Origin of the sequence: Formicincola oecophyllae (assembly GCF_006542395.2) — a bacterium.
GTDB classification, from domain to species: Bacteria; Pseudomonadota; Alphaproteobacteria; order Acetobacterales; family Acetobacteraceae; genus Formicincola; species Formicincola oecophyllae.
On sequence record NZ_CP038231.1, the window covers coordinates 264,397 to 289,692 of the forward strand.

Consider the following 25,296-nt stretch of genomic DNA (forward strand, 5'->3'; position numbering starts at 1 on the left):
TGCCACCCTTGCTAGGTCTCCCAAACCCTTTTCAATCTTTCCACCACTGCACGGGTTCAGGGCTTTGGCTGGCAGGTCGGGGAAGGGGGGCTTTGCGTGGCCTGCCACGGGTTCGCTTAGACGAGGGGGCGCTTTCATCTTCCCCCACAGGACCTTCCGCTGCAACCTTGGGGGTGGCGGCAGCCCGGGCTTTTTCAAGTGCCAGGCGCACTGTAATAAGGTCCTGGGTGAGCTGGTTGGTGCGCTCTTCAGTTTCCTGAAGCTTCAAACGCAAGGTGCCTTCATTGGTCTCCACACTGCGCAAACGTTGGCGCAGCAAGACCAGTTCCGCTTCAGCATCGTGGGCGCGCCTTTCTGCAGCAGCCAGTCCAGCGCGCAGGCGCTGCATGTCACCCTCAGGGGTGTTTTCATCAGGCGTGTGCAGAACTGTGACGCGTGGCCCGGCATGGCTTTTGCCTTGCTGGCGCTCACGGCGCTGTTCAGCCCGTGTGGGGCCCAAGGCCTGATGTTCCACCACGACGGTGCCTTCAGCGGCAAAACGCCTGCGCCCTACACTGGGCCTGGAAGCACCCAGGCGCCGCTGGGCATCAGCTTGAGCACCCACAGGCTGCGCGCCAACCTTGCCTGCAAATTTGCTAGGCCTGGCTGCTTGAGGCCGCGCCTGTGTGCGCGCGAAAATGCGTGCTGGGCTTGGTTGGGCATCTGGCGGGGTTGGCCCGTCTTTACGCCCCATGCCCAATTTGGCCAGCGCAAGGCGCATGGATTCTTCTGAAATGTGCGTGTCGTCCGCCATTAGTCGCTGTTTCTGTCCATTACTGTCGGGGCATTGGCCTGTTGGAACAGGATCTTCCTCATCATGGTCTGCACCCAATAGTGTACAAGGTGCCGCCTGTGCGGGGCATGGGCAGGTTAAGGCCACGCCACCAAAAACGTCCTTGGCGTTTTCAGTCATGGCGGCCATGGGGTTTCGCCCACAGCACAGGGCCAAACTCATTACCAAAATTTCTGGACCACCTTAGGGAACAGTCCCAGCACCTTAACGTTTTCAAACTGAACTGTCACCACCAAGTAGCCGCCCTGCCCAGTTTATGACGGATTTTTCAGGTTTTACCCTTTGGACTGGGCACTGGGTGGCATGTTGGCCAAGGGCACCTCTAAATTGCTCCAAGGCAAAGTGCGGGGGGGCTCATCAGGCAAAGGTGGCGGCGGCGGCGCTGGCGGCGCATTGCAGCCAGCCACCATAGGCAGCACAGCCAACATGATCCCAAGGGGTTTCAACGTCACGCAAAATGCCTTCATGGTGTCCCCCTAACGGTCCCTACACTTGGAGCATTCATCATGACCTCGTCAAACCCTGCCAACCCCACCACCCAACAACCTTCCACCTTAGAGAACTGCCCTACCATCAGGGCTTGCTTCAGGGCTGGCGCCATCATGGGCGGCGTTGGTGTGGCTTTAGCGGCCATGGGGGCCCATTTGCCAGACAGCGCCTTGGCGCAGCCCTCTTTGCTGAAGGGGATGGAAAACGACCGCCCCCCTGTTGATGGCCGCACCATGCTGGGCCGTTCAGCGCGCCTGTGCCTGGTCCATGCCGCAGCCCTGTGCGCGCTGGGTGCGGCAAGCCCTGCGCTTAAGCCCCGCATGGCCAAGGCAGCGGCGGTCAGCCTTGCCACGGGCACAGCCCTTTTTTCAGGCACCGTTGCGCTGCGGGCCTTGAAAAAGCCCGTGCCGGCACGCTTGGCCCCCTTGGGCGGCCAATTGCTGATCGCTGGCTGGGGAATGCTGGCGTTGGCCCTTCCAAAGCGCCGTCCTTCCTAAAGCTTGCAAGGCTGCTGGTTCATATCTTTCATGGGCGCTTCATAGAGCGTCTGCTCAAGCGCACCAAGGCCCACACAGCTTCCTGCACAAGAAACGCGCTGATGAAACACACCCCCACCACAGCGTAAAACAGCACCTGTTCACGTGCACTGGCACTTTGAGCGCCCAACAAATTCTCCACCCCCCACCACCAGGGGCGCTGAACAAACCACAGGACGGCCTGCTGGACGGGCCCCCAGCCGTGGGCCAACACCATAAACAGCAACGTTAAGGTTGTAAGGCCCACAGTGCGCCCCACTGTCCCCGCCACACTTCCAGACTTGGGTAGGGCTGATGGGCTAGGGGGAAGGTTGGGTGCCTTGGTCACCGCGGCATTTGGTGGCTGGCTGGGCGCAGGCTGGCTGGGCGCAGGCTGGCTGTGAAACGCTCCAGCCGTGCGCAGGCTTCCTCCAACTCCTTGTCAGAAGCGGCGAAGGAAAGCCTGAAATGGTCTGCCTGCCCAAAAGCGCTGCCAGGCACGGTGGCCAGGTGCGCTTCCTCCAGCAACGCTTCTGTGAAGGCCACGTCACTGTCAATGGTACGCCCGCCTGCTGTCAAATGGCCTTTCAGGGCCTTCATGCCTGGGAAGGCGTAAAAAGCTCCCTCAGGCATGGCGCAGCTCAGCCCCTTCATGGCGCGCAGGCGCGGCACCACTTTGTCGCGCCGTTCCTGGTAAACGGCCCGCATGCGCTCCACACCCTCCATGGGACTCTGCAGCGCCGCTTGCGCGCCCCCTTGCGCCAAGGTGCAAATGCCTGAAGTCGCATTGCCCTGGGCACGGATCATGGCCTTGATGAGCGGTTCAGGGCCAGCAGCAAACCCAACGCGCCAGCCTGTCATGGCGTAGGCCTTGCTCACCCCATTCACAATCAGAACGCGCCCAGCGAGGTCTGGCGCCACGTTGAGCAGGGACACTGGCTTGCGCCCATCAAAGGTGAGGTGCTCGTAAATCTCGTCACTCATCACCATGACGTTGGGGAAGTCGCGCAGCACTGCAGCGATGGCTTCAAGGTCTGAACGCTCCAGAATGGCGCCTGTAGGATTGTTGGGGAAGTTGAGGACAAGCCATTTCGTGCGCTCATTCATGGCTGCGCGCAGGGCCTCTGCGCGGGGGCGGAAGCCATCGGCCTCATAGCAGGGAACCTCCACAGCCTTGCCGCCAAACATGCCGGCAATCAGCGGGTAGCTGACCCAGTAAGGCGCTGGCACCACGATTTCATCACCATCCTCCACACTGGCCATGAAGGCATTGAAAATCAGCTGCTTGCCGCCATTGGCTACCATGATGTGCGCAAGGGGGAAATCCAACCCATTGTCGCGCCTGAACTTGGCCTGGACAGCTTCGCGCAATGGCTTCTGCCCTGCCAGGGGGGGGTAGCCTGTGTGGCCTTCCCGCACCTCGCGCACGGCACCTTCAAGGGCCACAGCGGGGGAAGGGAAGTCAGGCTGGCCAATAGCCAGTGAAATCACGTCACGCCCTTCTGCGCGCAGCTGACGCACGCGCTCAGCCATGGCGATGGTGGCTGGCACAGGCAGGGACGCAATGCGGCGCGCAGGCTTGAAAGGGCTTTGGGCTTTGGGGGCTGTGCTCATAGCAGCGGGCTTCCTTTCAGGCCTTCATCGGCTGGGCGGCTTGGCAGAAGGCTTTGATGCGCGCGCAGGCTTGGCGGAGGTTCTCGTCAGAGGTGGCGTAAGACAGGCGGATGTGGCCAGGCGCCATAAAGGCGCTGCCGGGAACGGTGGCCACGCCTGCCTCCTCCAGCAGGGCTTCGGCTACGTCATGGTCTGTGTTCAAAGGGCGCCCCTGGGAGCTTTTCTGGCCCAGCATCCCCCCAACGGAGAGGAAGACGTAGAACGCGCCCTCAGGCAGGAGGCACGCAAGGCCAGGCACGCCTTCCAGGCTGGCCACCACCAGGTCACGGCGTTTCTCGTAAGCAGCGGCCATGTCAGCCACGCAGTTTTGCGGCCCTTCAAAAGCGGCCTTGGCTGCAGCCTGCGCAATGGAGCAGCTGTTGGATGTGCTCTGCCCCTGCAGTTTAACCATGGCTTTGATAAGCGCCTGGGGGCCTGCGCCAAAGCCCATGCGCCAGCCCGTCATGGCATAGGCCTTACTGGCGCCGTCAACAATCAGGGTGCGGTTTTTCAGTTCAGGCGCCACCTGCAGGATGTTGGGCGCCAGCGCCTGCCCTTGGGGGCCTGTGCGCCACTGCGGCCCATAGGCCAGCTGGCCGTAGATATCATCGCTCATGATCCAAAGCTGTGGGTGGCGCGCTAGCACATCCGCCAAGGCGCGCAGCTCCCCAGCGCTGTAGACAGCGCCCGTGGGGTTGCTGGGGGAGTTGAGGACAAGCCATTTGGAACGCGGCGTTACAGTGGCCTCAAGCGCCTGGGGGGTCAGCTTGTAGCCTGTGGAGGGGGCACAGGGCACCACAACAGGCTTGCCGCCGCTCAGCAAAGCGATGTCAGGGTAGGAAACCCAGGCTGGCGCTGGGATGATGACCTCGTCACCAGCATTGAGCGTGGCGGTCATAGCATTGTAGATGACCTGCTTGCCACCTGTGCAGATGATGATTTCATCAAGGCCATAATCAAGCCCGCGCAGGTTTTTCAACCACTGCGCAAGAACAGCACGGGTTGAACGCGTGCCGGCAATGTCAGTGTATTTAGTGTCGCCAGCGCGGATGGCCTCAATGGCGGCGTCACATACATGGCGTGGGGTGGGAAAGTCCGGCTCGCCAGCGGAAAGGCTGATGACGTCAGCTCCAGCGCTTTGCAGGGCGCGGGCTTTTTGACTCATGGCGATGGTTTGGCTGGGCTGAATGCGCCCCATGCGCTCAGCAGCCGCAAAAGGCACTGCGCTGGCTGGAGTGGGTTCAGAAAGCTTAGGGGCGGAGGAGGCAGAAGAAGGCACTGCTGGGCACACGGTCGGTCACTCCCGCAGCCCTGCTCCCCTGTCAGAGCGCAAGCAAATAATTGAAGCCAACAGCCTAGGGCTTTGGGTCATAATCACCCCAAAAGCCAGGGCGCCTGCGCAGGCACTGCAGCTTAGGCACGCTTGCGCAGGGGGAGGCCGGCATGCCGCCCAGCGTTCAGCACGAACAAGGGCGGACTTGAAGCAGAGGGCGGCGGGCCAGGGGGTTGCTAAAAGCAGGGCAAGCCCCGCCCCTGGCCAGGCCTCCTCACCCCATGGTGGGCGGGAGGGCCTGATTGCTTGGTAAGGCCTGGTTAGCGGGCAGCGGCGCCGGCAGCGCTCTTCTGGCCTTTTTTCACCTGGTCACGGGGACGCTCGGCAATGCGGGCAGACTTGCCTGAACGCTCGCGCAGGTAATAAAGCTTCGCACGGCGCACCTTGCCGTGGCGCACCACGTCAATGCTGGCCAGCACAGGGCCATAAAGCGGGAACACACGCTCCACGCCTTCACCGTTGGAAATCTTGCGCACGGTGAAGCTGCTGCCCAGGCCGTCATTTTTACGGGCAATCACAACGCCCTCAAAATTCTGCACACGCTCACGCGTGCCTTCAACCACGCGCACGCCAACCTTCACGGTGTCGCCAGGGGCGAAATCCGGCACAGGGCGTTTCTCAAGAAGGCGCTGCATCTCGCGCGCCTCAAACTGCTGAAGAACATTCATGACTTATACTCCGTTGTAAGCCGCCTTGCTGTGGTCGGCCTTAGACCTCAAAATCATCTCAAACGCAAATCCCGCGCACGGCCCCCAAGGCCATGGGCACGGTTTTGGCCAGCTTTTCCCTAAGCTGGTGGCGTTTCAGGAATTATTTCCCCGCTCCCCCTGCCCTTGGGTGGCTGGCAGCAAATCAGGCCTGCGCGCTTTGGTCGTGGCCTGCGCCTGCTGCAGGCGCCAAGCGGCAATGGCCTTGTGGTTGCCTGAAAGCAGCACGGGGGGAACGTCCCGTCCCTCCCAGCAAGCTGGGCGGGTATAGTGCGGGTATTCCAGCAACCCTGAATCGCCGAAGCTTTCCTCCCCAGCGCTCTGGGCTGACCCCATCACGCCAGGCAGCAAGCGCACGCAGCCATCCAGCAGGGCCAGCGCTGGGATCTCCCCCCCCGACATCACGAAATCGCCCATGCAAAGCTCCGTGACTGTGTGCTTATCCAAAACGCGCTGGTCCACACCTTCAAAGCGCCCACACAAAACCACCAGGCCAGGCCCAGCGGCAAAGCGCTCCACATCGCGCTGGCTGGCGCGACGCCCACGCGGCGTAGGGTAAATCAGCGGCCTGCCACCACGTTCCAAACTGGCCAGAGCGGCATCAAGCACATCAGGCCGCATGACCATGCCAGCGCCGCCGCCAAAGGGCGCATCATCAAGCGTGCGGTGCGCACCAAGGCCGAAGGGGCGCAAATCATGGGCGCGGCACTGCCATTGCCCCCGCTCCAAAGCGCGCCCAGCCAGGGAAAACCCCAAAGGGCCTGGGAACATCTCAGGAAACAGGGTCAGGATGTCAGCTTGCCAGCTCACGCAGGGCTGCTTTCAGCAGTGCCTTGGGGTGCTTCTTCCGCTGGGGGGTGTAAATCACCACGCACCTCCACCTCATCAGGCAGCACGATGGTAAGGCGCTTGGCCTGCAGATCAACGTCAGGCACGCACGCTTTGTTGAAGGGCACTAAAGTGCCATCAGCCAACTCCAAGCTGGCGCCAGCCCCATAATCGTGCACAGCCGCCACGCGCCCCAGCTTTTCCCCCCCTGGGGTGAAGGCTTCCATGCCAACCAGGTCAACGATGTAGAAATCGCCCTCTTCTGGCTCTGGCAAACGGGCGCGCGGCACAAACAGCTCACGCCGCCCCATGGCCTGGGCTGCCTCGCGCCCTTGCAAAGGCTGCCCCTGACCATCGCGCAAGCGCGCAATGCCATCACCAACCCATTCAACATTCCACGCGCGCCCGTCACTATCGTGAAGGGGGGAGAGGTCCTCAAGGGCCTCTGGCGTTTCCGTGTTGGGGTAGAGCCTGACCAAGCCACGCACACCATGGGGCTTGCCAATGGTGGCCACCATCACGTCCTGGCTTGGGGCCGTTCCTGCTGGGCGGGGGGTGGATGTCATGGTGGCACTTTCACAAAGGGCTGGCGCAGGGGGCCGAGCTTTGCCAAGGGGCCAACCACCGTTTAGGCAGCGCCCCCTGGCAAGTAATCAGGAAGCCTTGGCTTCCTCAGCAGGGGCCTCAGCAGCGGGCTCTTCCTTAGGGGCAGCCTCAGCAGCGGCCTTCTCGGCGGCAGCTTTCTCTGCAGCGGCGGCTTTGGCTTCCTCAGCGGCCTTGGCGGCCTCGGCCTCAGCAGCCAGGCGCTCCTGCGCCTTCTTCTTGGGGGCAGCCTTCTTGGGCTGCTCGTTCCATTTCGGCATCGGGATCATGCCGGCCTTGCCCAGGAAGCGCGCCACGCGGTCGGTCGGCTGGGCGCCACGACCCAGCCAGAACTGAATGCGCTCCTCAACCAGCTTCACGCGGTCGGCGTGGTCTGAAGGCAGCATGGGGTTGTAAGCACCAACGCGCTCAATGAAGCGGCCATCACGCGGGCTGCGGATGTCAGCAATAACGATGTGGTAGTAGGGGCGTTTCTTGGCGCCCGCACGGGCGAGACGGATCTTGACGCTCATGGTCTCTCAATCACTCCTGGTGGCCTGTTGCCAGGCCTGGTTACTGTCTGTTTTTTGCCTGTGTTGTGCAAAACTCTGTGCGGTCAGCCCAGCGTGGGGGGCACACCCCCGCCAAACTTCTTGAGCATCTCGCCCATCCCGCCCTGGCCACCAAGGGCATTCATCATGCCGGCAAGCCCCATCTTGTTGATGCGCTTCATCATGGTGGACATGTCGTCAAACTGCTTCAGCAGCTTGGTCACCTCAGCCACGCTGGCGCCAGAACCAGCGGCAATGCGCTTCTTGCGTGAGGTTTTGATGATGGAGGGGTTGCGCCGTTCCTGCTTGGTCATGGAGGAGATCATGGCCTTGTGGCGCGTGAACACGGAGGTGTCCAAATCCCGCCCTGCAAGCTTTTCCTTAATCTTCCCCATGCCAGGGATCATGCCCAACAAACCGGTGATGGAACCCAGCCTGTCAAGCTGCTTGAGCTGGGAGACGTAGTCATCCAGGTCAAAGCGGCCCTCCATCATTTTCTTGGCAACGCGCTCCCCCTCCTCATGGTCGAGGTTCTCAGCCGCCTTCTCCACCAGGCCGGCGATGTCACCCAACCCCAGAATGCGCCCTGCCACGCGCTCTGGGTGGAAGGTCTGGAGGGCGTCCAGCTTCTCCCCCATGCCCATGAACTTAATGGGCGCACCCGTGACGGCCTTCATGGAAAGAACGGCGCCACCCCTGGCATCGCCATCCATGCGGCTGGCCACCACACCTGTGATGCCAACAGCGTCACGGAAGGCGGTTGCGGTGTTTACGGCGTCCTGCCCCGTCATGGCGTCCACCACCAGGATGGTCTCCACCGGGTTCACAGCGTCACGCACCTGGCGGACTTCATCCATCAGGGCCTCATCAATGGAAAGGCGCCCTGCGGTGTCAAGGATGACGGCGTCAAAGCCGCCCTCTTTGCCTGCCTCCATAGCGCGCTTGGCAATATCCACAGGCCCCTGGCCAATCACGATGGGCAGTGACTCCACCCTGTACTGGCTACGTTCGCCAGCCTGCTTGGCCAATGTGGCCAGCTGCAGCTGGGCGGCTGGGCGCTGCACGTCCAGCCCAGCCAGCAAGACTTTTTTACCATCGCGCGCCAAGCGCAGGGCCAGCTTGCCAGCGCTGGTGGTTTTGCCAGCCCCCTGCAAACCAACCAGAAGGATGGCGGCAGGTTTGGCCTGGCCCAGTTCCAGCGGCACAGCGCCAGAACCACCAAGCGAATCAATCAAAGCTTCATTGACAAGCTTAGCAACGGCTTGGCCTGGGGTAGTGCCTTCCACAACCTCAACACCTACCGCGTTCTCACGCACCTTTTTAACGAAGGTACGCACAACGGGCAGCGCCACGTCAGCCTCAAGCATGGCAATCTTGACTTCGCGCATCGCTTCAGAGACGTCATCGGCCGTCAGCTTGTCGCCACCGGCAAGACCCTCAAAAACACGCGCCATCCGTCCTGAAAGCTGCTCGAACAAATTCTGTCTCCGGCTCCATGCTCAAAAGCGCCACTGCGCGAACCCTCGCGGAGTGACGTTTCCGTAACTGACTACGCCCAGGGTGTATCCCGCGCAGCCTTCAAGGTCAACCAGCGTTAACAACCCCAAGCCATGCCAAGTCCCCAACTGCATGTGCGGTCAAGGGCTGGAAACGCTTGACGATGCAGCCAAGCTGGATTATCCCTCAACCCACGCTGAGCGCGCACACGTCATATGCCTGGCATGTGTCTAAGGAGAGGTGGCCGAGCGGTTTAAGGCACCGGTCTTGAAAACCGGCGTGGGTTAATAGCCCACCGTGGGTTCGAATCCCACCCTCTCCGCCATCAGCTTTAGCTAAGCTTCCTAATATTAAGGGCTTCTTAGAGCCCTTACGGCTGGTACTTGATAAGCTTTAAAAATATATCCAAAATCTGGCTTAAGGCTGGCCAAGCATGCCAGCGCCCTTTATAAAACAACCACCCTTTTTAAGCGTGTGTTAAAGGTTTAGGCCACCATGACTGCTTCTGACGTTACGCCATCCTCAACGCCAGAAAACCAGCCAGACGAACGCAGCGCGCAATTTACCGAACTTTCCTCCATGATATGGCGCGTGGCTAAGGAAGCCCCTTTGCGCGGCCATTTTAAGCAACACCAATATGGCACGGTTATTCTGCCCTTTACCATTCTGCGGCGCTTAGACCAAGTTTTAGCCCCCACTAAGGAAGCTGTTTTAAAGGAAGCCCAGGACCCGCTTTGGCAAGGCCAGCCCTCTATTGATGTTCTTAAAAACACCGCCAACCAAGCTTTTGCCAATACATCACCGCTTGATTTAACTAAAATTGCTGGCGCACCGCACGATTTAGAAGCCAACCTTAACGCTTATGTTGCTGCTTTTACGCCTGAAGCACGCGATATTTTCGACCACTTTAAGTTTGCTTCCATTATCAGTGCGCTAGCGCAAGCTAATATCCTGCATAATGTTGTTACCCTTTTTGCTAGTTTCGACCTCAGCCCAGAACGTGTGGATAACCACCAAATGGGCAGCATTTTTGAGGAACTCATCAGGCGCTTTTCTGAAACATCTAATGAAACAGCTGGAGAGCACTTTACTCCACGTGAAGTGATCCAATTACTGGTTGAACTCATCTTTGCTGAAGACCGCACAGTGCTGGCCCAAACCAAGGCCCCTATCCGTTCCATTTACGATCCAGCCTGCGGCACAGGCGGCATGCTTTCTGTAGCTGAAGATTATTTGAAGTCTATTAATCCTACAGCCAGTGTGAATGTTTTTGGGCAGGAATTAAACCCAGAATCTTACGCTATTTGCCGTGCTGATATGCTGATTAAAGGCCAAAATGTGGAGCATATCCACCTTGGCAATACCCTTTCAGATGACAAACTAACAGGCCAGCGCTTTAACTATATGCTTTCTAACCCGCCCTATGGTGTGGACTGGAAAAGCGCCCGTAAAGCGATTGAGGATGAACATAAAAACAAAGGCTATGATGGGCGCTTTGGCCCAGGGTTGCCACCTATTTCTGATGGAAGCTTGCTCTTCCTACTGACCCAAGTTGCTAAAATGAAGCCAGTTAGCGATGGCGGCAGCCGCATTGGTATTGTTTTAGACGGTTCACCGCTTTTTACAGGTGGTGCAGGTTCAAGTTCATCTGAAATTCGCCGTTATGTTCTTGAACAGGATTTGGTGGAGGCCATTATCGCCTTACCAACGGAGATGTTCTTTAACACAAACATTGCAACTTATGTTTGGGTGCTAACCAACCACAAACCTGTTGAACGCCGAGGCTGTGTGCAATTAATTGATGGTTCAAGCTTCTGGCGCAAAATGCGCAAAAGCTTGGGTTTTAAACGCCGCGAAATCACCCCAGAACAGGTGGGGGAATTGGTGGCGCTTTATAACCAGGCCAAACCAGCCCAACGCGCTACCTTGGTGGATAGTACTGGTCAGGAAACCATGCAGATTGTGCCAGAGGGCACAGAACCACCCCAAGCCCTCGAAGGTGGCAGCGTTAAGCTCGCCCCCCTTTCCGTTATCGTGCCGAATAAGGCCTTTGGTTTTAGGCAAATAACTGTAGAACGCCCGCTTTATAATGAAGATGGCACTGTGCAAACGGGCACAAGGGGTAAAGCTAAGGGTAAGCCCCTGGCCGATAGTGCTTTGCGTGATACGGAAACCATCCCTTTAAATGAGGATATTCAAACCTGGTTTGAACGCGAGGTAAACCCCCATGCCCCTGACGCTTGGATTGACGAAAGCAAAACCAAAGTGGGTTATGAGATCCCTTTTAACCGTTACTTCTATGTTTATGAACCACCACGCAGCTTGAAGGACATTGATGCTGATTTGCAGGCTGTTACAGCCCGCATTACAGCGCTTTTGGGAGGGATGGCATCATGAGCAACAACCCTAAAACCCCTCACCACTCGATCTTAAAGCCTTACCCTGCTTACAAACCATCAGGCTTGCCCCAAAACGCTGATTGGATTGGCGCTATTCCTGAAGGATGGGCTGTAAGCAAAGCAAAAAAAGAATTATTTTTCACTGTAGGTAAAACACCTAGCAGTGGTAAAGATGATTACTATGATGGTGGAGATTATAACTGGGCTAACATCTCTGACCTTAAATCTAAATATATTTCTGAGGCAAAAACAAAAATAACTCTTCAAGCGATTAAGAAGTTTGGCATGAAACCTTGTGTGGAAGGTTCATTGCTTTTTTCCTTTAAGCTCAGTGTCGGATTAGTAAGCATTGCTAAAATTCCCCTCTATACTAATGAAGCTATAGCAAGTTTTAGGCCGGGCTCAAATTTTTCTATTGAATGGGCATATTATGCACTGCCGGAATATTTAATTCATAATGCCAGGCCAAATATATATGGTGCATTATTACTTAACCGAAACAAAATTGAAAATGCTATTATAATTTTTCCTCCCCTTTCAGAGCAAAGGGCGATTGCGGGGTGGTTGGATGTGGAATGTGGGAAAATCGATGAAGCGGTGAAGGCCCAGGAAGAGCTGCTGGCGCTGCTGGATGAAAAGCGCTCTGCCCTTATCAGCCATACTGTAACCAAGGGCCTTAACCCTGCTGCCCTTCTTAAACCCTCTGGCCATCCCTGGATCGGCCCCATCCCCGCACATTGGGAAGTAAAACCATTAAAAAAATTAGTTAATCAAATTAGTTTGAAGAGTTCATCAGTTGATGAAATAAAAATTGGTCTTGAAAACATTGAAGGCTGGACAGGTAGATATATACCTACAGAAAGTGAATTTGAAGGTAATGGAATAAATTTCATTAAGGGAGATATTTTGTTTGGCAAATTAAGGCCCTACCTAGCTAAATCTTGGATTGCTAGTTTTAATGGTGAGGCTATAGGGGATTTCATCGTTATACGATGCAAAGAGGCAAAACTATTTAATAAATATCTTAATTTCTTTATCCTAACTAAGGATTTCATACAGCAAGTCAATGGGCTTTGTTTTGGAGCTAAAATGCCACGTATAGATTGGCTTGGGTTAAGTAGCCAGTTAGCTCCTCTTCCTCCCCTCTCCGAACAAAAGGCGATTGCGGCCTATTTGGATGAAGAATGTGGGAAAATTGATGAGCTTAAACAAGCTGCCCAAGAGGCCATCGCGCTTTTAAAAGAAAAGCGGTCTGCACTGATTTCCGCTGCTGTTACGGGCAAAATCGATGTGCGTAATTTGGCCCCTCAACCCTCTTTGAGTACGGATTCAAGCACCCCTTCACGCTGAAAAAGCGCTAAGCTTCTCTAGGTTGAGTGGATAAGGACGCAGGCCATGCCAACAGATTTTCACCAAGAAGTGCATTTTGAAGATGCCCTCTGCCGTGACCTCGCCCAAGAGGGCTGGCTTTATGAGGCCCCCTTAACCAATCAAGGCAGCAACAGCCAGGGCTATGATGCTGCTTTAGCCCTTTATCCAGCAGATTTGGCCGCTTGGGTGCAGGAAAGCCAACCCGATTTATGGCAGCACTTTAAAACCATGAAGGGATTGGAGAACAACGAAGCAGAAGCAGTCCGAGTTCTGGGTGCCCATGTGCGCAAAGCGCTTGACCACTATGGTGTTTCAGATGTTTTGCATAAGGGGGTAAGGATTATTGGCCTGCCACGCCCCCTTAAGCTATGCCAATTTAAGCCTGCACTGAGCTTGAACGCCGACTTATTAAAACTTTACCACGCTAATAAACTGCGTGTGTTGCGCCAAGTTTATTACCAGCAGCCCTTAGCAGGGCAAAAAAGCCAAAACAGTATTGATGTTGTTTTGTGCCTTAATGGCGTGCCTGTTGTTACTATGGAGCTGAAATCAGATTTCACCCAAAGCGCCCAGCAGGCTATCAGCCAATACCGCCAAGATAGGCTACCCAAAGCGCCGCGCCGCCCTGCAGAACCATTGCTGAGCGTGCCTGGGGGTGCAGTGGTGCATTTTGCTGTGAGCCAATCAGAAGTGGCCATGTGCACAGCGCTTAATGGTGCGCAAAGCGTGTTTTTGCCTTTTAACCAAGGCAATCAAGGTGGTGCTGGCAACCCAGCCCCAAAGGATGGCTACGGCACAGCTTATTTGTGGCAGCAGGTTTTAACGCCAGATTCGTTATTAGAAATTCTTGACCGTTTCCTTAAACCTGCCAAAACCAACAAAGGTGTGATTAAGGGTTGGATCTTCCCGCGTTACCACCAGCTTATGGCGGTGCGTTCTGTTGTAGAGGATGTGCGCCAAAAGGGCGCAGGGCAGCGCTACCTTATTCAGCATTCAGCTGGCAGTGGTAAAACCAAATCCATTGCATGGGTGGCCCATGCGCTTGCTGATTTGCACAATGACCAAAACCAAAAGCTGTTTGATAGCGTTGTTGTGGTTTCAGACCGCAAAGTGCTTGATGGACAGCTGGCTGATGAAATTAGCGATTTTGAAAGCGTGCGCGGCATGGTCGCTACGGTCAGTGGTGCTGGTGGTTCTAAAAGTGAAGAACTCGCCCAGGCTTTAACGCAAAAAAAGAACATTATTGTTTGCACGATTCAAACATTCCCGTTTGTTCTTAAAAAACTTGCTGAACTCAGTACTCAGCACGGGCAGCGCTTTGCTGTTATCGCTGATGAAGCCCATTCATCCCAAACAGGCCAAGCAGCGCAGCAACTTAAAAAGGTCCTTTCAGGCCCGCGTGTTGGCGATGAAATCATCACACCAGATGATAGTGAGGAGGATATTTTAACTGATATCCTCAGCCAGGATATGAGCCAACGTGCTGCCCAGGCCCCTGGTATTTCCTATTTAGCGTTTACAGCCACACCAAAAGCCAAAACGCTTGAACTTTTTGGCACGAAGCCAAACCCCACCCAGCCTGTGAGCGAGGATAACAAACCAGCACCGTTCCACATTTACCCTATGCGCCAAGCTATTGAGGAAGGCTTTATTTTAAATGTTTTGGACAATTGGGTGTCTTATGGGCAGGCTTTTAAATTAGCCCTTAGTGAGGATGATGCTGGCCAACGCGAAGTTGATAGCAGCAAAGCAACCCATTCCATGTTGAATTGGGTGCGCTTAAACCCCAAAACGATTGAAACCAAAGCGCAAATTATTTTAGATCACTACACAACGGTGGTTCAAAACCTGTTAAGCGGCCAAGCACGGGCTATGGTGGTGACACGCTCCCGCCCAGAAGCTGTTTTGTGGACGTTAGCCCTGCGTAAGGAAGCCAAAGCACGCCAACTGATGGTGGATAATGGCCAGGGCGGCCAAGGCCCGCTAGCTGTGCTGGGTGCGTTTTCAGGGGAAGTGCATTCCCCCACCCACGGCATTGCTGAACCTTTAACAGAAGCCGCCCTTAACCAGCAGGAACTGCAAGGGCAAGATATTAGGGAAGCTTTTGGTAAAGGCTGTAACCGCATTTTGGTGGTGGCGAATAAGTTCCAAACTGGTTTTGATGAACCATTGCTATGCAGCATGTATGTGGACCGCCCCCTTTCTGGTATTCAAGCTGTGCAAACGCTGTCGCGCCTTAACCGTTGTTATAGCGGGCCTTATGGCACTAAAGAACAAACTTATGTTGTGGACTTTACCAACAAACCTGAAACCATTTTGGAAGCATTCCAAACTTATTTTGAGCATGCAGAACTTGCTGAGCCTAGCAAACCAGAAATGGTTATGGAACTGGCCCATAAGTTGGAAAGCAGCGGTTATTTTAATGATCAACAATTAGATGATTTTGTTAAAGTGATCTATAAGCCCAATGTTACCCCCAAAAATGTGGATAAAGTCCTGCGCCCCCTTGTGGATCCGTTACTGCAGGCGCACCGCCAAGCGCAGCAAGCTTTAAACGCTTATGCTTTAGCAGGGCAGGACAATAGCGCTGCTGCAGACCGCCAGCGGACTGTTATCAAGCAGCTTGAAGATTTTAGGAGGAATTTGGGCACTTATTACCGTGCTTATAATTTTTTAAGCCAGCTTTGGAATTACCAAGATACATCCTATGAAAAGCTTGCTCTTTTAGCGCGCTTTTTGCCGCCCTTATTAAAATTTGAGCGCGACCAGGAGGTGCTTGACCTTTCAGAACTGGAGCTTACGCACCTTCATATTAAAAGCCGTGGCAAGCAGGCGCTTATTTTGCAGCCAAGCCAAGGTGAAGGGTTAAGTGGCCTGCGTGAAGCTGGCCTTGGTGGCCAGCATGAGGCTGATAAAAAATCCCTTGAGGTGATTTTGCAGCAGCTTAACCAACTTTATGGCACTGAATGCAGCAATGAACACCAATTAGGGTTCATCCAGGAGGCTACCAAAGCAATGATGCAGAATGCGACTTTGCGTGACCAAGCCCTGCACAATAGCCGAGATAGCTTTATGCAATCCCTTGACCTGCAAAAAAGCTTAACCCAAGCCCTTATGGATTTAAGAAAATCTGGTGAAAGTTACCAGAAAATGAGCACCGCAACGTTAATGGATGCAAGCATTAAGGAAAAGCTTATCTCTATGCTTGTTCAGGATGGGCAGCTTTGGGATAAGCTGCGCATCAACCCTTAATCATCCTGGCTAAAGCCCCTGTAAACAGGGGCTTAGTTTTAAAAGCTCTGGCGTTTTAGAACTGGGCTGCAACAGTGCCGAAGAACTCCCGCGGTGCCGCCATGAAGAGGACCGGGTTGTCATCCCCCCTGATGGCAGCAGCGCCATGGATGCCGCCAGCGTAATGCTGCCCAAACAGGTTGGTGACGCCAAAGCGCGCCTGGAAGTTGTTCACAAAGCCAACGCGCCCGAAATCATAGGCCCCGGTGAGTTCAGAACTCCAGAAGCCAGGCGTTTTGACGTCGTTGGTGTAGGTGAGGTTGCGTGCGCTGCTGTAGGTAGTGTTGAAGTTGGCTGAAAGCCTGTGCCACCTGTAATGCAGGTTCATTTTGTACATGAACTTGGGGTAGTAGACCTGCTGCTTGCCTTTGATGTTCACCGCCCCTGTGGCCAGCGGCAGGTGGCTGTTCTGGTAAGTGGCATTGTTGTAGCTGAAACTGTTGGTCAGGGCGACATCGCCCCATGTGTCGCTGTCCACGTCAAACAGGCGCAAGGGATGGATGGTGCCGATGAGGTCAACGCCATTCATGGTTTCCTTGCCCAGGTTCTGGTAGGAGCTAACCGGGTTGGTGATGGATCCAGACGTGATGGGGCCAAGCCTGTTCTGGTAATCAACGTGGTAATAATCCACAGCCGCATTCAGAACGGGCGATGTGTAGCGGTAACCCACAAGGTAGGTCCAAGTGCGCTCCGGCTTGAGGGACTTCTTGTTCTGCTCAAACACCTTCTGACCGCTGATGCTGCGCGAACCAAGGCCAGACCACGGCGTGCTGCTGCCAAACTGCACGTTGTAATCATAGGCCCTCATGTTCTCAGCGATGTCAGCGTAAAGTTCATGGTTTTTGAGGAAATGGTAGTTGTAGCTGAAATGCGGCAGAAAGGCCGCAGCAGCCGTCAAGCTGCCATTGGCCGCGTGGCTGTAGGGCAGCTGCCAGCCCTGGCGCGCCAGCTGGGCTGAATGGTCCCATTTGGTGCCACCCGTTGTGGTTTGGGTGAGGGAGCGGAAACCCGCCAGGAACGTCATGCCCTTGGTGATGGTGAAGGTGTCCTGCAGGTAGAACTGGAACGTGTTGGTGTTGGTCATGTCCTTCGCCCAGTGTTGGTCATTGCTTTTGTGCAAATGGTGCATCATGGAAAGCGGGCCTGAGGGGGTGTCCGCCTGCAGGTCGTTGTAGGTTTCCATGAAGTCGTTCTGGTACCAGAGGCCCGTTTTGATGGCGTTGCGCTTGCCTGCCTGGATGTCGAAATTCTGGGTGAAGCCAATGCGCCTCATGTCCGGGTGCTGGCGGAATTCAGCCATGGGGAACTGCGCTGGCGTCACAAAGCCAGGCATGGTGCCGCCATACCAAGCATTGGCCACCTGGCCGTAACCCAGTGTGGTGGAACGCACATTGGGGGCCAGCTGGAACTCCCCCTTCAGGCCAGTCAGGTAGGCACGCTGGATTTGGCCACTTTGGTAGGCTTCATCACTGACTTCATCGCCACTCAGCCCAGGGGCGCCCACAGCAGCGCCAGAGCAGGAGGGGTTGAAGGCCACGCAATTGGCCCAATTGACGGCCTTGCGGTAGTTTGGCTTGAAATAGCTGCCCTTGTAGCCAAGGACATGTTCCATGTTGTTGGTCATTTCAAGCGCGTTGTACTGATCAAAATCTGAGTAGTCGAAGTTGAAGGTCAGCTTGCCAACATCAGCCACGGGTTGGACGAGCTTGAAATTGCCCACATATTCCTTTTGGTAGCCATAGCCTGCCCAAAGGTTCTGGTCTGTGCGGTTGAAGGCAGCGTAGAACTTGGTGCCCGTGTCATTCAAAACACCTGAATTAAGGCGGATGAACGTGCGGTAGCCGCTGAAACTGGCAAATTGCTGGCTGATGTCAGCCTTGAATTTATTGGTGGGGTCCACCGTTTTATAGGTCAGCACACCGCCCAGCGTTTGGGCAGACGGTGTGTCCAGCGCCCCGGCGCCCTGGCTGACAGCCAAGGAGGCGATGTCCTCCTGGATGGCCAGCTGGTTGACGGAGGCACCACCCACATTGGCGAACATCTGGTTGCCCATGGGGATGCCATCAAGCGTCACGCCAAGTTGGGTGAGGTTGAAACCGCGCAGATAAAATGTGTCTGAGGCCGTGTCCATGCCAAACCCATCAGCACTGGTGAAATTAGTGCCAGGCGTGGTGAGGGCAAGGGCCTGCAAAGGGTTAGTGCCTGTGACGAAATCATCAAGCACTTTGCGGTTGATGACATTTTCAGAACCAGTGAGCGCCTTGTGACGCCCACCGATATGGAGGGCCTCCAAGCTGCCTTTCACGTCATGGGGCCTGGGACGCCTGTGGGCAGAGGTATGGTTGCTGCCATGCAGGCGCGCGGTGGGGCGCCGGCTGTGTGCTTTCCTGTTATTGGAAACAAGGTTAGCACCTTTGGGTGGTGCCGTTATGCCTTTGGCGCGTGCAAAGGCTGGCGCCGGCACAGCGCAGCTGATGAGCAGCACAGTGCCCAAGGCTGGCGCCAGCGCCGTGCTGGATAGGTAACGGGCCGTGGTGTGGTTGCGGCGGGATGGCCTGAAGCCATGGCGTGGAAACTGTTTCATGATGCGGTGCCCAAGGCAGCCGGCCTTACCCCAGGCAGCAGGGCGCATTTTTCCTACCACGCTTTGGAAGCATGTTCGGAAAAGGCCTGCAGCACTTAGTGGTTAAGCGGCAGCCGTCATGGCGCATGGTTCGCCCCCACCAAAACAGGCAACGCCTGGTGGTGCTAGCCCCCAAAGGGGCTAAGGGGCCTTATGGCCAGATTTTAAGGAAGGGAGGAAGTGCTGTGCTGCCTCAAGCAGCGGGGCAACACATTCGCATCATCACGCCTGGCATGGTCATGGCGGCGCGCTGTTCAGTCTGGTGTGGCAGAACGGGCTTGAAAGGCGCGCGGGCCATGGGAACGTCCTTTTGTCAGGGCAGCCAGCCGTGGTGGGCAAGCATACTGTGGCGTGGTTCCACCATCCCGCCACAGCGTGCTGAGCCTGGCAAGGGGTAGTTGCCAGTGTACTGAACGGAAAAACAACCCTGTTGCACAAGCGCAACATTATTGGCACTGCCCAGAGCATCCATTGGCCAAACCCATCAAGCGAAGCTTGAACCGGGGTTGTCCTTCAGCAAGTCGGCTTGGCGTACATAGCCCATCAGAACATCAAGGCTTTTATGGCGTGACGTGTCAGCGATCTTCAGCGCGCTGACACCAGCCATGGCCGCTGTAGTGATGAAGCCGGCGCGCAGGCTGTGGCCAGAGACCATGTCGGCATCCAGCCCCGCTTCCACAGCGTACTTCTTCACCATATTGGCCACGGAGCGCCCATTCATAGGGCGTTCTGAAAGATGGCCCCAGCGGTCTATGGAACGGAAAACAGGCCCCGATTTGATGCGCGCCGCACGCAGCCAAGCCTTGAGCAAGCGTGGCGCCTTCAAATGAAGGCCATCAGGAATGCCAACAGATTGGCCAGCGCCCACTTTATCGGTTTTGCTGCGCCTGATGGCCAGAACCACGCCACCTGTGCGCCAAAGGATATCCTCCACAACCAGGGCCACCAGTTCAGAACGCCTGAAAGCCCCCATAAAGCCAATGGCCAGCATGGCGGCGTCACGCTTGCCGCGCAGTGTTTCCGTGGGGCAGCAGGCAACCATGGCTGCAAGGTCCTCCGCCAGGATGGCAGCGTGGCGTTCTGGCCTGGTGCCCAGTTCACGCCGGATGCCAGCCAGGATCCTGTCCACATCTTCATGGCGGGCGGGGTTGGGGTCTGTGCGGCCCATGGCGCGGTAAGCATAGGCCACGCCTGCACGCGCCCGGCTGATGGTGCTGGCGCGCAGGCCATCGCGCGCCATGGCGGCCAGCCAAGCGGCGATTTGTTCAGCGCTGGCTTGGGCCACTTCCTGGTTGCGCCTGCGGCACCAGCGCGCAAAGCTGCGCGCATCGCTTTCATAGGCACGCAGTGTGGCTGGGGCGAGGGCTGCGCGCGCGAAAGCATCCAGCCACTCCCGCTCCGTGACTGTTAGTTGGGCTGTGCCGGCAGTGCCTTGCCCAGTGGCCACTAGCTCTGTGGAGGTGGCCTCCACCAGGGTAGCACTGTTCCCCTCCTGAGCGTGGTCAGGGGTGGGGACAGGCAGGTTGGCGTCTTCATCCATGCCGTCAGGTGGTGGGGCGGCAGTGTTCATAGCGATGGTCCCTGATTGGCTGAGGGTTGGAAAGGCTTGAAAAAGTCTTTTGGGGCTTAAAGCGTTTGTTACCAAAAACCGCGCTGCGCTGCGGATTTAAGGGGAAATCATGACTTCTGGTAATGTCGATTATCGGTTCTTACATGTAAAGACACCTCAAGGTGTAAGGGTGAAAAAACCTCCCGTAGGAGGTTTGGTGAGCAACAGGGAAAAGCCCTTCAACCCTTAAGGCATGGCTAGGCGGACCACCTTGGCGCGGTCTGGAAAACGCACCAGAACCATGTTGGCCTGCCCCACAGCACACGCTGTGGCCTGGGCGGTGTGCAGCACCAGTAGGCAGGCGGGCTGAACCGCCAACGCGCCTTTAGGCAAGCGCAGATAGTAAAGCGGTCCTGTGGCCATGGCACTAACACGGGGCGTGGAACTTTCAAGCCACACAGCCCCCCAGGGCAGCCGCCCTTCAGCCACAGCAGCCAGGTTGGCCTGGACGTCCCCCGCCACCATCACTGAGCTGGCGCTGGCACAAGCGGCCTTGGCCTTGGCATGATAACTGCCATGAGGGGTCACTGTGCGTGCTGAAGCGTGGCTGGCCTGAACACCCATAACCAGCAGGACCAAACCAAGGCAGAGTGGTTTTATTTCCATGCAATCACCAGAAGCCCCATGACGATGATGAGGCACCCCAAACCCATGCGTGGCGTGATGGCTTCCCCCAGGAACAGGGCGGCCAGCACCATGGCCACCACCACGCTGCCTTTGTCAATCAAGGCGACATTGGCGACGTCCCCTAATTTGAGGGCCTTGTAGTAGAACAGCCATGAAAGGGCCGTGGCAAAGCCTGAAACGCCAAGCCACAGCCAGTTGGGCCCACGCAGCTGCGCGAAGTCACGCCATGGGACCACCAGGGCAGCGAACAGCAGAACGAAAAAGGCTACGAAAAGCGTTCTGACCGTCAAGCCCACATTGGCGGTGACGCCAACCAGCCCCATTTTGGCGATGACGGACACGCAACCAGCGCACACCATGGAAAGCAGTGCGTAAAGCAACCACATGCTCATGTTAACGTTCTTTCATCAGCCCCACCCCGCCTTTGTTCAGGAACCAGGGCAGTGTTTGCTGGCCAGAACGCGGTTGATGGCGTCCATCTCCCCCTTGGTGCGGGCGAGGGCCTCACGCACGTCATTACCGCTGAGTTCAGCCATGGAATAGCTGTCGCTCAAGGAGCCAGGGCCCCAAATGGATAGATTATAGGCCTGGCGCTGCTTGGCTGTTTCCTTGGCTAAGGCGTCACCGGTTGTCAGGGCGGTGTGGGCCAGCTGGGCGCAGCTTTCTGAAGCGTAGGCGCTGTCTGAAACAGGGGTGGGGGCAACGTCCTCTGGTGCTGGGACGTCTGCCATGCAGCCAGCCAGCCCAAAGGCGCTGCCACCCATGAGGAGAGCCAGGGCCAGTTGGGTGCGGTTGGGGAACCACGTGGTTAGGATGGTGGGCATGTGCTTGGGGGGCATCGTCAAATCCTACTTCCGCGACAGATGTGTGATGGTGTGCTGCCCCTCATAGCAGAAGCCAGCCTGCAGGCCACAGGCGCGCTCAGGGTGCTGTGCGCTGGGGCAGGGAAATTGGTGGATGGTTTTGGGTGGGCACGCGCCCAGGTTTGGTTTTGCGCGCGCTTTGCTGGGTGGCGTTTTTGCGCCGTGCCGCCATGAGCGGTGGGGCCACTTTGTGCTGGAGCTGCGCACGAGCGGCCTCCAGGCGCTCTTCGCGCATGTGGTCGCTCTCTTGCTGGGCTTCGCGCATTTTCTCGCGCTGGGTAGGGTCCATGTTGTTGCTGTTGTCGCTGTCATTGATGCCTTCCTCCACCAGGGAGCGCGGCAGTGTTTTGACGAAATCGAAACCGCGCTGGCGCAGGCTGGCTGGCGTCAGGATGTAAATGCCGCCAGGGCCATTGATGAGCTGGTCGTTGTAATCCAGGCTGGGGAACACTTCAGCGTTGATGTCGCGCCCTTCATTCATGGTGGTTTGGATCGTCATGGTGGCCAGGTCAGCCGGGTGGGTGGGGTTAAGGGTTATGCGCTTCACATCCAGAACCAAATGGCCGCTCATGCTGTGGCCCTCCATGTCCGTGGCGGGATAAAGCGTCTGCACCATGGTGGCGCCCTTGTGGGGCCCCGCCGTGATGAGGCGCGTGAACTGGACTGGACTGTCAAAATGCAGGATCAGCACATCGCCAGGCTCTATGCCCTCAACATGGCGCTGCCAGTAAAAGTGGAGGCCAGACTGGTAGAGCGCAAAGCCACCCCACCCAAGCAACACCACAGCCAAGCACCCAGCCAGAACGCGGCGCCACAAGGGCTGCAAGAAATGGCCCAGCCACTGTCCAGCGCTACTGGCGCGGGCCTTGTTTTCAACAGATCTGAAAGCGCGCAGAACGGCTTGTTCGTGAAACATGGCTGACAAACCCCGCACAATGAATGGCAGCAAAGGACGTCACTCAACGCCCATCTTGGTTCGGCCACCTTCAAGCCTGGCAGCCTTGTGGCGCTATGATGCCACGGGCTGGGGCGTGACCCAACCACCCCACCTACTGGGGGTAGGGCATGAAAAAAACCCGGCCACCCTTGGGGAGGGTAACCGGGGCACAGTTATTCACAGCCATTCACAAGCTGTTTGCTGCCGGGGCGTGAGGCCAAAGCCAGCACCACGGCCTGCAATTATCAGCGTTTGCCGGCTTCCTGGAGCTTCTTGTAGAAATGCGCCACCTGCTCAATGACCTTCGGCGCCACATGCTGGCCGATATTGGCATCCAGGCCATGGATTTCATGGGCCTTGGCCATCATCTCAAAATGGCTGACGGGGATCTTGTCCTCGCGCACGCCGTCCTTCTCCATCATGTGCAGTACTTCATTGGCCATGTTAGCCCATGAGATGGCCACAGCTTCATGAGGGGTCTTGACCAGGACATTGTCGTTGGGAAGCTCTTTGCAGATAACCTCAAAGCCTTCCTCGCGGGCATGCTTGTTGTCCTGCTTGGCGTCAACGGCACGCACGGAGAACACGTCGCCACGGTCTGTACGCAGCTTGAAGTATTTGCGGTAATCCTCGTTGGACATTTGGCGGTGCGGCATGGTGGTTGTCCCTGTTGCTGGGTTGTTCACGTTCAGGCAATCCGCCTGGGTCACCTTCCACGGAGGGGGGCCGCAGGCGCTCTGCATCAGGGTGAATCTTTAAGGCAGTTCAGGCTGGTTGGCCACTGCTATCTCAACCCCAGGCCAGTGGTGGCTTAGAAATGGAAGAAAAAATTGGATTGCGCCGCTGTGGTAGAGGAAGCCCCGCCATGACGGCTGAGCTGGTGACCCGTCATCCAGCGGGCCAGGAAGCCATTCCAGGTGACGTTGGGGCACAGGGTGGCTGTCGCCTCCACACGGGGTACAAACCCCATATAGTGCCCATGCCATGGCCTTAGGGTGTGAAGGCCGCTCATCAAATAAGCGTAGAGGCCATCATGGGTGCTGTAACGCCAAAAAACGGAACCGGCGATTTTGAAGCTCAATCGCCCTGGAATGGCGTTGAAGCGGTAGAAGGGCTGCACCCCGATGAGGTTGGCGCCATTGAGAGAGGCTGTGGGATCCAGGTACATCGGGTTGGGCCCAAGTGAAATATTGGGCGCGATGTAAGTGTTGATGGTGCCCTGGCGCCTGTTGCCGCCTCCGCCAGAATAGATGTCCGCCTGCACCCCTAGGGTGGAGGCCATCTTGCCTGTGAAGCGCCAAGCCAGCGTTGTGTTCACTGAAAAAGCCTCCACAGCGCGCCGCCTGCCTGCCACAGCGGACACATAGCCATTGTCAAAGCCCCGCCTATTCCAACCCCCAGGGCCATAGCCCATCATGCCGTTCAACTGCGCTGGGCTTTTGTGCGTTTCATGGAAAGTACCTGTCTGGTAAATGCCGCCAACCGAGTAAAGCAGGCCTCCATAAGTGCCGTGCCAACGGAAGCCGAAATCGTTGCGCGCTGTGGAACCGGGAATGCGCTGGCTGCCCAGGCGCGGGTTCATCCATGTGGCTGCTGAGGAGTTCCCGTCAAGGCCACCGCCATTCATGGTGAAGCCAAGGTAGAAAAGCTCCAGGAAGCCCAGCCCTTTGCGGCTTGGCAGGGCGATGGTGGTGTTGAAACCGTAAAGACGATTATTGTACATCTCCGTGTCTTTGAAGAAGCTGTTGCCTTTGTGCATGTCATTGGTGGCAACGAAGTCCCAGGCGTCCACACGCACTTGCCGCCAGAAATGGTACAGCCTGAAGCCGTTCCAGGATTGGGGCACTGTTGGCACCTCACGCGTGCCAATCAGGTATTCAGGCCCATCACTGAACTGTTGGCGCCCGAAAATGAAGCCACCATGGCCACCGATCCAATCAGGCGCCCTGCCGGCCAGCTCTACAAAAGCTTGCTGGACGTCCAGGTCCTTGTTCCAGATGGGGCTATAAAAATAAGGGCGCCAGCCGCCAGCGTCCGCATTGATGAGCTGCCCAAACACGCGCACATGCTGGCCCAAGTGCAAATCGGCAGACAGCAGGTTGCGTACATAGAAACGCCCCGCGTCATTATGGCTTTTGGCCACAGGACCTTGCCCTGGTGATGTGTAATGGCCGGGCGCGCCTCCTTTGCCAGGCACCCAGAAGCCGTCTGGGTCGTGGCCACCGCCGCCAAAGGCGTTCAGCATCGGGCGGGAATTAAACCAGTTGCGCACGCGGCTCTCACCGTGGAAGCCAATCCAAATGGCGCCCCCTGAAGTGATGTTGATGTGGTTCAGGGTTCGTCCCACCCCCTTGCTCCCTTTGGGTAAAGGGGCGCCTGCCGGGATGCCGTAACGGGTTGGGCTTCCAAAACCTGTGTTGTGGCCTTGAACAAACCAATTAGCCGTAGGTGGGACTACTTGAACGGGGGCCGAATGAACAGTGGAGGGGGCAGCCTTTGCCTGGCCCCCTGCCGGAGCAAACGCCAGCAGGGCCACGGCGCACCAGCAGGCAGCAGGCTGCCAGCGTTGCAGGCGCTTATCAAGGACCG

At 56.8% G+C, this 25,296-nt stretch carries 20 protein-coding genes, 1 tRNA gene and 1 pseudogene; 5 read left to right on the forward strand and 17 right to left on the reverse strand.

Features of this window, described 5'->3' with window-relative positions; translation table 11 throughout:
* Window positions 1-31 precede the first annotated feature (31 nt).
* Together E3E12_RS01125 and E3E12_RS01130 are read right to left on the reverse strand one after the other, a co-directional pair.
* On the reverse strand, window positions 32-961 hold the full coding sequence (locus E3E12_RS01125) for a hypothetical protein (protein WP_141442667.1): 930 nt from the start codon (window positions 959-961) through the stop codon (window positions 32-34).
* Window positions 962-1,107: 146 nt separating this feature from the next.
* Window positions 1,108-1,299, reverse strand: coding sequence for a hypothetical protein (locus tag E3E12_RS01130; protein WP_141442668.1), 192 nt, complete (start codon window positions 1,297-1,299; stop codon window positions 1,108-1,110).
* Window positions 1,300-1,338: 39 nt separating this feature from the next.
* Here E3E12_RS01130 and E3E12_RS01135 point away from each other — a divergent pair, with 39 nt between their 5' ends.
* The gene (locus tag E3E12_RS01135) at window positions 1,339-1,818 is read left to right on the forward strand and encodes a DUF423 domain-containing protein (RefSeq protein WP_141442669.1); all 480 of its coding nucleotides are present in this window, start codon (window positions 1,339-1,341) and stop codon (window positions 1,816-1,818) included.
* A 363-nt stretch (window positions 1,819-2,181) separates the two neighbouring features.
* On the opposite strand, the gene E3E12_RS01140 is transcribed toward E3E12_RS01135, so the two are convergent.
* The 7 genes and pseudogenes from E3E12_RS01140 to ffh form a co-directional block, all read right to left on the reverse strand.
* Window positions 2,182-3,450 carry a pyridoxal phosphate-dependent aminotransferase gene (locus E3E12_RS01140; protein ID WP_141442671.1) on the reverse strand — a complete coding sequence of 423 codons (1,269 nt, stop codon included), beginning with the start codon at window positions 3,448-3,450 and terminating at the stop codon, window positions 2,182-2,184.
* Window positions 3,451-3,466: 16 nt separating this feature from the next.
* Complete coding sequence (locus E3E12_RS01145) at window positions 3,467-4,687, reverse strand: pyridoxal phosphate-dependent aminotransferase (RefSeq protein WP_141443977.1); 1,221 nt, start codon at window positions 4,685-4,687, stop codon at window positions 3,467-3,469.
* Window positions 4,688-5,082: 395 nt separating this feature from the next.
* The gene (gene rplS, locus E3E12_RS01150; RefSeq protein WP_141442672.1) at window positions 5,083-5,490 is read right to left on the reverse strand and encodes a 50S ribosomal protein L19; all 408 of its coding nucleotides are present in this window, start codon (window positions 5,488-5,490) and stop codon (window positions 5,083-5,085) included.
* A gap of 135 nt (window positions 5,491-5,625) precedes the next feature.
* Window positions 5,626-6,339 (reverse strand): tRNA (guanosine(37)-N1)-methyltransferase TrmD, encoded by a 714-nt coding sequence (gene trmD / locus E3E12_RS01155; RefSeq protein WP_141442673.1) that lies wholly within the window; start codon window positions 6,337-6,339, stop codon window positions 5,626-5,628.
* The gene (rimM, locus tag E3E12_RS01160) at window positions 6,336-6,923 is read right to left on the reverse strand and encodes a ribosome maturation factor RimM (RefSeq protein ID WP_141442674.1); all 588 of its coding nucleotides are present in this window, start codon (window positions 6,921-6,923) and stop codon (window positions 6,336-6,338) included. The genes trmD and rimM overlap by 4 nt, the downstream gene beginning before the upstream one ends.
* A 213-nt stretch (window positions 6,924-7,136) precedes the next feature.
* A pseudogene (gene rpsP / locus E3E12_RS01165) lies at window positions 7,137-7,472 on the reverse strand (30S ribosomal protein S16); the annotation flags it as partial.
* Between the two features lie 83 nt (window positions 7,473-7,555).
* Window positions 7,556-8,968 (reverse strand): signal recognition particle protein, encoded by a 1,413-nt coding sequence (ffh, locus tag E3E12_RS01170; RefSeq protein ID WP_141442676.1) that lies wholly within the window; start codon window positions 8,966-8,968, stop codon window positions 7,556-7,558.
* Window positions 8,969-9,221: 253 nt separating this feature from the next.
* Between ffh and E3E12_RS01175 the strand changes: the two genes are divergently transcribed.
* From E3E12_RS01175 to E3E12_RS01190, 4 genes are all read left to right on the forward strand, one after another.
* Window positions 9,222-9,312 (forward strand) — tRNA-Ser (locus E3E12_RS01175).
* A 254-nt stretch (window positions 9,313-9,566) separates the two neighbouring features.
* A complete protein-coding gene (locus E3E12_RS01180) occupies window positions 9,567-11,384 on the forward strand; it encodes a type I restriction-modification system subunit M (RefSeq protein ID WP_141442677.1) in 1,818 nt (605 codons plus the stop codon).
* Window positions 11,381-12,736, forward strand: a complete 1,356-nt coding sequence (locus E3E12_RS01185; protein ID WP_141442678.1) for a restriction endonuclease subunit S — start codon at window positions 11,381-11,383, stop codon at window positions 12,734-12,736. Before E3E12_RS01180 ends, E3E12_RS01185 begins: the two co-directional genes overlap by 4 nt.
* A gap of 45 nt (window positions 12,737-12,781) precedes the next feature.
* Window positions 12,782-16,009 carry a type I restriction endonuclease subunit R gene (locus E3E12_RS01190; protein WP_141442679.1) on the forward strand — a complete coding sequence of 1,076 codons (3,228 nt, stop codon included), beginning with the start codon at window positions 12,782-12,784 and terminating at the stop codon, window positions 16,007-16,009.
* Between the two features lie 55 nt (window positions 16,010-16,064).
* On the opposite strand, the gene E3E12_RS01195 is transcribed toward E3E12_RS01190, so the two are convergent.
* The 8 genes from E3E12_RS01195 to E3E12_RS01230 all read right to left on the reverse strand — a co-directional run bounded on the left by E3E12_RS01195 (window position 16,065) and on the right by E3E12_RS01230 (window position 25,054).
* A complete protein-coding gene (locus tag E3E12_RS01195) occupies window positions 16,065-18,632 on the reverse strand; it encodes a TonB-dependent receptor domain-containing protein (RefSeq protein WP_141442680.1) in 2,568 nt (855 codons plus the stop codon).
* A 523-nt stretch (window positions 18,633-19,155) separates the two neighbouring features.
* The gene (locus E3E12_RS01200; RefSeq protein WP_141442681.1) at window positions 19,156-20,241 is read right to left on the reverse strand and encodes a site-specific integrase; all 1,086 of its coding nucleotides are present in this window, start codon (window positions 20,239-20,241) and stop codon (window positions 19,156-19,158) included.
* Window positions 20,242-20,466: 225 nt separating this feature from the next.
* Window positions 20,467-20,886 (reverse strand): hypothetical protein, encoded by a 420-nt coding sequence (locus E3E12_RS01205; protein WP_141442682.1) that lies wholly within the window; start codon window positions 20,884-20,886, stop codon window positions 20,467-20,469.
* A complete protein-coding gene (locus tag E3E12_RS01210; RefSeq protein ID WP_141442683.1) occupies window positions 20,877-21,299 on the reverse strand; it encodes an EamA family transporter in 423 nt (140 codons plus the stop codon). Before E3E12_RS01210 ends, E3E12_RS01205 begins: the two co-directional genes overlap by 10 nt.
* A 36-nt stretch (window positions 21,300-21,335) precedes the next feature.
* Window positions 21,336-21,752: a hypothetical protein gene (locus E3E12_RS01215; RefSeq protein WP_141442684.1), complete on the reverse strand. Its 417-nt coding sequence runs from the start codon at window positions 21,750-21,752 to the stop codon at window positions 21,336-21,338.
* A gap of 76 nt (window positions 21,753-21,828) precedes the next feature.
* Window positions 21,829-22,686 carry a hypothetical protein gene (locus E3E12_RS01220; RefSeq protein ID WP_141442685.1) on the reverse strand — a complete coding sequence of 286 codons (858 nt, stop codon included), beginning with the start codon at window positions 22,684-22,686 and terminating at the stop codon, window positions 21,829-21,831.
* A 266-nt stretch (window positions 22,687-22,952) separates the two neighbouring features.
* Window positions 22,953-23,393: a hypothetical protein gene (locus E3E12_RS01225; protein WP_141442686.1), complete on the reverse strand. Its 441-nt coding sequence runs from the start codon at window positions 23,391-23,393 to the stop codon at window positions 22,953-22,955.
* A 125-nt stretch (window positions 23,394-23,518) separates the two neighbouring features.
* Window positions 23,519-25,054 carry an alginate export family protein gene (locus tag E3E12_RS01230; protein ID WP_141442687.1) on the reverse strand — a complete coding sequence of 512 codons (1,536 nt, stop codon included), beginning with the start codon at window positions 25,052-25,054 and terminating at the stop codon, window positions 23,519-23,521.
* Between the last annotated feature and the right edge of the window lie 242 nt (window positions 25,055-25,296).

Excerpts from the sequence above, each read along its gene's own strand:
- E3E12_RS01125 (WP_141442667.1), bottom strand. The coding sequence starts at position 961 with ATGGCCGCCATGACTGAAAACGCCAAGGACGTTTTTGGTGGCGTGGCC.
- E3E12_RS01130 (WP_141442668.1), bottom strand. The coding sequence starts at position 1,299 with ATGAAGGCATTTTGCGTGACGTTGAAACCCCTTGGGATCATGTTGGCT.
- E3E12_RS01135 (WP_141442669.1), top strand. The coding sequence starts at position 1,339 with ATGACCTCGTCAAACCCTGCCAACCCCACCACCCAACAACCTTCCACC.
- E3E12_RS01140 (WP_141442671.1), bottom strand. The coding sequence starts at position 3,450 with ATGAGCACAGCCCCCAAAGCCCAAAGCCCTTTCAAGCCTGCGCGCCGC.
- E3E12_RS01145 (WP_141443977.1), bottom strand. The coding sequence starts at position 4,687 with ATGGGGCGCATTCAGCCCAGCCAAACCATCGCCATGAGTCAAAAAGCC.
- rplS (WP_141442672.1), bottom strand. The coding sequence starts at position 5,490 with ATGAATGTTCTTCAGCAGTTTGAGGCGCGCGAGATGCAGCGCCTTCTT.
- rimM (WP_141442674.1), bottom strand. The coding sequence starts at position 6,923 with ATGACATCCACCCCCCGCCCAGCAGGAACGGCCCCAAGCCAGGACGTG.
- E3E12_RS01180 (WP_141442677.1), top strand. The coding sequence starts at position 9,567 with ATGATATGGCGCGTGGCTAAGGAAGCCCCTTTGCGCGGCCATTTTAAG.
- E3E12_RS01185 (WP_141442678.1), top strand. The coding sequence starts at position 11,381 with ATGAGCAACAACCCTAAAACCCCTCACCACTCGATCTTAAAGCCTTAC.
- E3E12_RS01190 (WP_141442679.1), top strand. The coding sequence starts at position 12,782 with ATGCCAACAGATTTTCACCAAGAAGTGCATTTTGAAGATGCCCTCTGC.
- E3E12_RS01195 (WP_141442680.1), bottom strand. The coding sequence starts at position 18,632 with ATGAAACAGTTTCCACGCCATGGCTTCAGGCCATCCCGCCGCAACCAC.
- E3E12_RS01200 (WP_141442681.1), bottom strand. The coding sequence starts at position 20,241 with ATGAACACTGCCGCCCCACCACCTGACGGCATGGATGAAGACGCCAAC.
- E3E12_RS01205 (WP_141442682.1), bottom strand. The coding sequence starts at position 20,886 with ATGGAAATAAAACCACTCTGCCTTGGTTTGGTCCTGCTGGTTATGGGT.
- E3E12_RS01210 (WP_141442683.1), bottom strand. The coding sequence starts at position 21,299 with ATGAGCATGTGGTTGCTTTACGCACTGCTTTCCATGGTGTGCGCTGGT.
- E3E12_RS01220 (WP_141442685.1), bottom strand. The coding sequence starts at position 22,686 with ATGTTTCACGAACAAGCCGTTCTGCGCGCTTTCAGATCTGTTGAAAAC.